Source organism: Arthrobacter sp. 05L45_2 (genome assembly GCF_056397525.1).
The window spans coordinates 1-7,103 of the sequence record NZ_JBFTNO010000166.1 but is presented as its reverse complement, the minus strand read 5'-3'; the positions used below and the strand labels follow the sequence as shown (position 1 = coordinate 7,103).

Sequence of the window (7,103 nt, the reverse complement as noted above, 5' to 3'; positions counted from 1 at the left end):
TCTTCCATGAACTGTCAGTCGGGCATTAACGTGGGACACGAGGACCTCCGAGCGCGAAGTGTGTGAATTAGACAGCTCCACTTAGCCCGGAGGTCCTCCTCGTTTTCAAGCCCTAAGTGTCAACAACGTCCCGGCCCAGTACACCTAGGCGTGCGTGGGACGCTTCGCGGAGTACATTTCCTCGATGACGCTCTCGAAGTCCTTCATCACCTGGGCGCGCTTGACCTTCATGGAGGGCGTCAGGTGCCCGGACGCCTCGGTGAAGTCGGAGGGCACAATCCGGAATGACTTGATGGCCTCCGCCTGCGACACGGACTGGTTCGCGTGGTTGATGAGCTCCTGGACGGCGGCCTTGACGGCGGGGTGGGCGGTAGCCTCGGCCAGGGTGGTCGACGCCGGGAGGCCGTGGCGCTGCAGCCAGCCCGGGAGGGCCTCCTCGTCGAGAGTTACGAGGGCGCCGATGAACGGGCGGTTATCGCCCACCACGAGCACCTGCGAGACCAGCGCGTCGGCGCGGATCTGGTCCTCGAGCAGGGCCGGGACCACGTTCTTGCCGCCGGCAGTGACGATGATTTCCTTCTTGCGCCCGGTGATGGTCAGGAAGCCCTGTTCGTCGAGCTGGCCGATGTCGCCGGTGCGGAACCAGCCGTCCACAAAGGCTTCGGCGGACAGGTCCTCGCGGTTGAAGTAGCCGCGCATCACGCAGACGCCCTTGGCCAGGATTTCCCCGTCCTCGGCAATCCTGACGGCGTTCCCCGGGATCGGCGCGCCGACGGTACCGATCTTGATCAGCGACGGCGTGTTGACGGTGACGGGGGCGGTGGTTTCGGTCAGGCCGTAGCCCTCGAGGATCTGCAGCCCGATGCCCTGGAAGAAGTGGCCGAGGCGCTCCCCGAGCGGTCCGCCGCCGGATACGGCGTGGGCCACGTGGCCGCCCATCGCATCGCGGAGTTTGCCGTAAACGAGCTTGTCGAAGAGGGAGTGCTTGAGCCCCAGCACCAGGCCCACCTTGCCGGCCTGCCGGGCCTTGGACCAGGCGATGGCGGTCTCAGCTGCCCGGTGGAAGATGGCGCCCTTGCCGCCGTCCTCGGCTTTGGTCATGGCGGAGTTGTAGACCTTCTCGAAGACCCGGGGGACCGCAAGGATAAAGGTCGGTTTGTAGCTCTGCAGGTCCGGCAGCAGGTTCTTGATGTCCGGGGTGTGCGCGACCGTCACGCCGGCGGCCACCGCCAGCACCGAGATGAAGCGCGCGAAAACATGGGCCAGGGGCAGGAACATGATGGTCCTGGCCTGCTCATTGACCGTCTGGCCGAGCGAGGTGGCCAGCACGTTGTCGGAGAGTTCCACGAAGTTGCCGTGCGTCAGTTCGCAGCCCTTGGGCCGGCCGGTGGTCCCGGAGGTGTAGATAATCGTCGCGAGATCCTGCAGGGACGCCTGGCTGCGCCGGGCTTCGAGTTCCGCGTCGGTAATGGCCGAGCCGGCGGCGCGGACCTCGTCGAGGGCGTCCCCCTCAAGCTGCCAGACGTGCCGCAGCCCGGTCAGGCCCTCGGACGTGGCGGCCTGCCGGATGATGTCCTCGTGGTGGGCCGATTCGCCAAACGCGGCGACGGCACCGGAGTCACCCAGGTTCCAGGCCACCTGCGACGGGGAGGATGTTTCGTAGATCGGAACCGAGACGGCGCCGGCAAACCAGATGGCAAAGTCCACCAGGGACCACTCGTAGCGGGTGCGGGACATAATGCCCACCCGGTCGCCGGCACCCACGCCGCTGGCCATCAGGCCCTTGGCGAGCAGGGAGACATCGGCCAGGAACTCGGTGGCCCGGATGTCCTGCCACTGGCCCGCGGCGTCGAGCCGGGAGAACAGGGCGGGGTTGGACGCCTTGGCAGCCTGGCGCAGGACCAGGTCCGTCACGTTTGTTTCCGGGGGGACGGTGACCAGGGGCGGGACACTGATTTCTCGCACGATAGCTCCTTTGATATCCATTGACCCGCTAGGGGGTACGACTAACAGTAGTATGCGGGCCCCGAGGGGTGTGTCCCACTTCACCTACTGGCCAGTAACTTTACGGTCAAGGCCTCCGGACCGCCACTCGGCGGCGTCCCCGGACCCCGGCCGTGACCGGGTGGACGGGCCCTAGAATAGGGAACGATGCATACTCCAACACCGGCCCAGCAGCCCCGACCGCAGCGCAGGACCGCCGCCTGGCAGCACAGGAACCAGCGCTTCGCCGGCACGCCGGAGGCAGGACCGTTCCGCGGGCATCTCCGGCTCGGCCGCAAGGGCCTCGCCATCGGCATCGACATCGGCGGAACCAAGGTGGCGGCCGGGGTGGTGGACGCCGAGGGACGCATCCTGAGCCAGGCCAAGCGGTCCACGCCGGGCAGCGACCCGCGCGCCGTCGAACAGGTCATCGTTGATCTTGTGGCGGAGCTGGGCCAGGGGCACCGGATCGGATCGGTTGGCATCGGAGCGGCCGGCTGGATGGATCTCGACGGCGCCACCGTGCTCTTCAGCCCCCACCTGGCCTGGCGCAACGAACCCCTCCGGGAGAACCTGCAGCGGCTGCTGCGCCGTCCCGTGCTGCTGACCAACGACGCCGATGCCGCAGGCTGGGCCGAGTGGCGCTTTGGGGCCGGACGCGGCGAGAGCCGGCTGGTGTGCATCACCCTTGGCACCGGGATCGGTGGCGCCATGGTGATGGACGGCCGGCTGGAACGGGGACGCTTTGGGGTGGCCGGGGAATTCGGCCACCAGATCATCATGCCCGGCGGGCACCGGTGCGAATGCGGCAACCGGGGCTGCTGGGAACAATACGCATCCGGCAACGCCCTGGGCCGGGAGGCCCGGGAACTGGCCGCGGCGAACTCTCCGGTGGCGCAGGAACTGCTGAAAGCCGTGGACGGCAACCCGGCACTCATCACCGGGGTCATTGTCACCGAACTGGCCAAGGCCGGGGATCCCACGGCGCGGGAGCTGCTCGATGATGTGGGGGAATGGCTGGGCCTTGGCCTGGCGAACCTGGCGGCCTCCCTGGACCCGGGCACCTTCGTCATCGGCGGCGGACTCTGCGACGCGGGCGAGCTGCTGGTGGCCCCCGCCCGGCGCGCGTTCGCGCGGAACCTGACCGGCCGCGGCTTCCGCCCCGCGGCAAGGATAGAACTGGCGGCCCTGGGCCCCAACGCCGGACTGATCGGCGCCGCGGACCTCTCCAGGGTCAGCAGCCGGATGCGCAACTAGGCGCCCTGCCGCGGACCCCACGGCATGCGGCTGTGTGCAGGACCGGCTAGACCCGCGCCCCGTCGTCGTGATCGTCCTTTTCCTGCGGCAGCTTCATGATCAGGAAAACCACCGACGCCGCGAAGGCCACCACCATGCCCACCACGGCCAGCAGCGGCGCGGACCGCCAGAACATGGCGGACAGCAGCAGGGCGATCGGGCCGCCCACCGCGCCGAGCCATGCGAGCACCGTCAGCGGGTCGGCTCCGGCCAGGCTCGGCGGTTCTTCCGGAACGAACGCGCCGTCGTCGTCATCCGGCTCATAGTCGCGCGGGCCGGAGAGGGACCCGCGGTCCGCCCCCGCTTCGTCGGCGCCAGCGGGGGAGTCCGGCCGGCCGGACACCGGTTCTGCCGGCGGGACGGCCAGGCCCAGCGGATCGAAGTCCCGGAAGGTCCGGGCCGCAGGAGCTCCGGGACCTTGCGGGTCCAGCGTCCCATGCGCTCCGGCACCGGAATCCGTTGCCTCCAGACGGGCCACCAGGTCGAGCCAGACGGCGTCGTCCTGGTTGGCGCTGGAGTCCTGGGAATCCGGATCGGGTCTAGTCATCTGCCGTTTCTTTCTGGCTGGCGCTGGGGGCGCCGGGGGTGTGTCCCTCCACAACCGACCGGATGAACTCGGCCGTGCCGCGGAAGATCTGGGGCGCGTCGTTGTCCATGGTAGCCACGTGGTAGCTGTTCTCCAGCGGGATGATCTCCAGCGCGGCGTTGCCCAGTCCGCGGCGCAGCGCGGCGATGCTCGCGTCGGATACCACGTGGTCCACGGTGGAACGGTAGACCCGGACCGGGGCGGTGATGCGGGGGAGCAGCCGCACGGTGTCCTTGAACATTTTGTTCAACTCGTGCGCGGCCGCCACCGGGGTCCGCGGGTAGGCCCCTTCATCGACGCCTGCCATCAGGATGTCATTGGCGATGGCCGGGGTGCTCTTGAGGACAAACTTGAGGATTCCGGCCAGCGGAGCCCGGGGATCGTCAATGACCAGCCCGGGGTTCACCAGCACGGCACCGGCAACCGGGCGCGTGGCGGCCAGCCGCAGTGCCAGGGCGCCGCCCATCGAAAGGCCCGCGACCACCACGTGGTCGCACTCCGCGGCCAGTTCCTGGTAGGCGGCGTCAATCCCGGCATGCCAGTCCTGCCAGCGGGTCCGGGCAAGTTCCTGCCAGCTGGTGCCGTGCCCGGGCAGCAACGGCATCCGGACCGCGTACCCCGCTGCGGCCAGCGACTCCGCCCACGCCCGGACGCCGTGCGGGCTGCCCGTGAAGCCGTGGGAGACCACCACGCCGGTCCGGGGGCCGGAACCCGTGAACGGGCTGCTGAACGGCGAGTGGTCGGGGGCTGTGCTCATGGCTGCTCCGTCAGTTGGGGCTGGGTGGGTGCGGTGGGGGCGCCCGGCGCGGCGGCGTGCGCCTGGAAGAAGCTGGCGGACAGTTCAAAGATCGTGGGGGCATCGACGTCGAGGGTGGCAACGTGGCCGCTGGCCGGCAGCGGGACCACGGTCAGATCCCGTGAGCCGAGGCGCTGCCGGAGCAGCGCCAGCGAGGACGGCGGCACCACGGCATCGACGTCGGACTTGAACACCAGGGTGGGGGCGTCGACGGCGGGCAGCTCGCGCAGCGTTGCGGTGAAGAGCTTGCGTAACTGGTGGACGGCCGCCAGGGGCGTCAGGGAGTAGTCGCCATCCTGGGTGCTCGCTGCCGTCGACTCCGTTTCCTGGAGCGGGACGGTGGTGCGCTGGAGGTACTTGAGCAGCCCGATGTACCGTACCCGGCGGTCGTAGAAGCTCAGTCCCGGATTGACGACGGCGGCCCCGGCGACCCGGTGCCGTGCCGCGGTGCGCAGGGCGATGGTCCCACCCATGGACAGCCCGGCCACGAAACAGGAGCGGGTGCCGGCGGCCAGGTCAAGGTACGCGGCCTCGAAAGCGCCGTACCAGTCCTGCCAGCCGTGCCGGGCGAGGTCGCGCCAGTCGGTTCCATGTCCGGGGAGCAGCGGGACAGAGACCGCGAAGCCCTGTGCGGCGAGGTGCTCGGCCCAGGGCAGCACACTCAGGGGGCTGCCCGTGAAGCCGTGGCAGATCGCCACGCCGGTGGCCGCGTTGGCGCCGTGGCCGGGGTAGGTGAAAGCGGCAGGCGTCATCGGAGTGCTGCTTTCGCTCATGTGCCCATCGTGTCACTGTTCGCGACAAAACTCACTAGAGTAGGGTGTCATTGAAGTCCCGGCCGGTCCCGCAGAAGGGCCGGCCAGACGCCTGCCGGAGAGGTCCACCACGTGTTTTATTGGTTCATGAAGACGTTCGTCCTTGGGCCGGTCCTGAAGCTGTTGTTCCGGCCGTGGGTGAAGGGCCTGGACAACGTTCCGGCCCAGGGCGCCGCGATCCTGGCCTCCAACCACCTCTCCTTTTCCGACTCCATTTTTATGCCGCTGATGGTGCCCCGGCCCGTGGTGTTCCTGGCCAAGTCCGAGTACTTCACGGGCAAGGGCGTTAAAGGCAAACTGACGGCTGCGTTCTTTCGCTTGACCAACCAGCTGCCTATGGACCGGTCCGGCGGTGCGGCCTCCGCACGGTCCCTGGACGCCGGCATGGACGTGCTGAAGAACGGCTCGCTCCTAGGCATCTACCCCGAGGGAACGCGCAGCCCGGACGCCCGCCTGTACCGCGGAAAAGTCGGGGTGGCCCGGCTCGCGCTGCAGGCCCGGGTTCCGGTGATTCCGGTCGCGATGATCGGCACCGACAAGGTCCAGCCCATCGGCAAACGCGTGCCGAACATCCGGCGGATCGGGATGATCTTTGGCGAGCCCCTCGACTTCAGCCGCTACTACGGCATGGAGGACGACCGGCTGATCCAGCGGTCGGTCACTGACGAAATCATGTACGAACTCATGCGGCTCTCCGGCCAGGAATACGTGGACGAGTACGCCGCCGTCGTCAAACTGCGGCTGGCCGGAAAGACCGGCGGGGCGCCGGAAGCCGGTCCCGCGCAGGAAGCGGATGCACCCGAAGCGCCCGAAGGCCCCGGGGCGCCCGGGACTGCGTAACGGACTGCGTAACTGGACTGCGTAACTGGACTGCGTAACTGGACTGCGTAACTGGGCTGTGTGACTGGGCTGTGTGACGGATGCCCGGCAGTCAATGACGGCGGGCGGGCCGTTCGGGGCCGGGACAACTATCCTTAGAGGGTGACTGAGCTATCTGCACCCTCGACGTCCCTGCACAACTCCCAGCCGGCTGCCAGTGCCCTGACGGGCTCGCCCTTCACCAGCACGGCATTCACCAGCACGGCCCAGAGCGGCGCCGCCAACTATCCGGGGCTGGACAACTGGCGGGAGCTGCCCGCCTCGCAGCAGCCCACTTGGTCCGATCCTGACGTCTTTGGCGCCTCGGTCAAGGAACTCTCCGTGCTGCCGCCGCTGGTCTTCGCCGGCGAGGTGGACATTCTTCGTGAACGGCTCGCCGCGGCCGCGCAGGGCAAGGCGTTCCTGCTGCAGGGCGGTGATTGCGCGGAGACCTTTGAGGCCGCCACGGCTGACAAGATCAGTGCCCGGGTCAAGACCATCCTGCAGATGGCGGTGGTCCTGACCTACGGTGCCGCGATGCCCGTGATCAAGATGGGCCGCATGGCTGGCCAGTTCGCCAAGCCGCGGTCCTCGAACGATGAAACGCGCGACGGCGTCACACTGCCGGCGTACCGCGGCGACATCGTCAACGGCTATGACTTCACCCCGGAGTCCCGCGCCCACGACGCCAGCCGGATGCTCAAGGCGTACCACACGTCCGCGTCCACCCTGAACCTGATCCGGGCGTTCACCCAGGGCGGTTTCGCGGACC

At 68.5% G+C, this 7,103-nt stretch carries 7 protein-coding genes; 3 read left to right on the top strand and 4 right to left on the bottom strand.

Annotated elements, in window-relative coordinates; all coding sequences use genetic code 11:
* Positions 1–144: 144 nt before the first annotated feature.
* Positions 145–1,965: an AMP-dependent synthetase/ligase gene (locus tag AC1DHD_RS12400; RefSeq protein WP_476880004.1), complete on the bottom strand. Its 1,821-nt coding sequence runs from the start codon at positions 1,963–1,965 to the stop codon at positions 145–147.
* A 186-nt stretch (positions 1,966–2,151) separates the two neighbouring features.
* On the opposite strand from AC1DHD_RS12400, the gene AC1DHD_RS12395 reads away from it, so the two are divergent.
* Complete coding sequence (locus tag AC1DHD_RS12395) at positions 2,152–3,240, top strand: ROK family glucokinase (RefSeq protein WP_476880003.1); 1,089 nt, start codon at positions 2,152–2,154, stop codon at positions 3,238–3,240.
* A gap of 46 nt (positions 3,241–3,286) precedes the next feature.
* On the opposite strand, the gene AC1DHD_RS12390 is transcribed toward AC1DHD_RS12395, so the two are convergent.
* From AC1DHD_RS12390 to AC1DHD_RS12380, 3 genes are read right to left on the bottom strand one after another with little or no spacing between them, the layout of a single operon-like run.
* Positions 3,287–3,826 carry a hypothetical protein gene (locus AC1DHD_RS12390; RefSeq protein ID WP_476880002.1) on the bottom strand — a complete coding sequence of 180 codons (540 nt, stop codon included), beginning with the start codon at positions 3,824–3,826 and terminating at the stop codon, positions 3,287–3,289.
* Positions 3,819–4,622: an alpha/beta hydrolase gene (locus AC1DHD_RS12385; RefSeq protein ID WP_476880001.1), complete on the bottom strand. Its 804-nt coding sequence runs from the start codon at positions 4,620–4,622 to the stop codon at positions 3,819–3,821. The genes AC1DHD_RS12390 and AC1DHD_RS12385 overlap by 8 nt, the downstream gene beginning before the upstream one ends.
* Positions 4,619–5,434, bottom strand: coding sequence for an alpha/beta hydrolase (locus AC1DHD_RS12380; RefSeq protein ID WP_476880000.1), 816 nt, complete (start codon positions 5,432–5,434; stop codon positions 4,619–4,621). Before AC1DHD_RS12380 ends, AC1DHD_RS12385 begins: the two co-directional genes overlap by 4 nt.
* 111 nt (positions 5,435–5,545) lie before the next feature.
* Here AC1DHD_RS12380 and AC1DHD_RS12375 point away from each other — a divergent pair, with 111 nt between their 5' ends.
* Positions 5,546–6,313, top strand: coding sequence for a lysophospholipid acyltransferase family protein (locus AC1DHD_RS12375; RefSeq protein ID WP_476879999.1), 768 nt, complete (start codon positions 5,546–5,548; stop codon positions 6,311–6,313).
* 201 nt (positions 6,314–6,514) lie between these two features.
* A partial coding sequence (locus AC1DHD_RS12370) for a 3-deoxy-7-phosphoheptulonate synthase (RefSeq protein ID WP_476880005.1) occupies positions 6,515–7,103 on the top strand: 589 nt, incomplete at its 3' end.

Excerpts from the sequence above, each read along its gene's own strand:
- AC1DHD_RS12390 (WP_476880002.1), bottom strand. The coding sequence starts at position 3,826 with ATGACTAGACCCGATCCGGATTCCCAGGACTCCAGCGCCAACCAGGAC.
- AC1DHD_RS12395 (WP_476880003.1), top strand. The coding sequence starts at position 2,152 with ATGCATACTCCAACACCGGCCCAGCAGCCCCGACCGCAGCGCAGGACC.
- AC1DHD_RS12385 (WP_476880001.1), bottom strand. The coding sequence starts at position 4,622 with ATGAGCACAGCCCCCGACCACTCGCCGTTCAGCAGCCCGTTCACGGGT.
- AC1DHD_RS12380 (WP_476880000.1), bottom strand. The coding sequence starts at position 5,434 with ATGAGCGAAAGCAGCACTCCGATGACGCCTGCCGCTTTCACCTACCCC.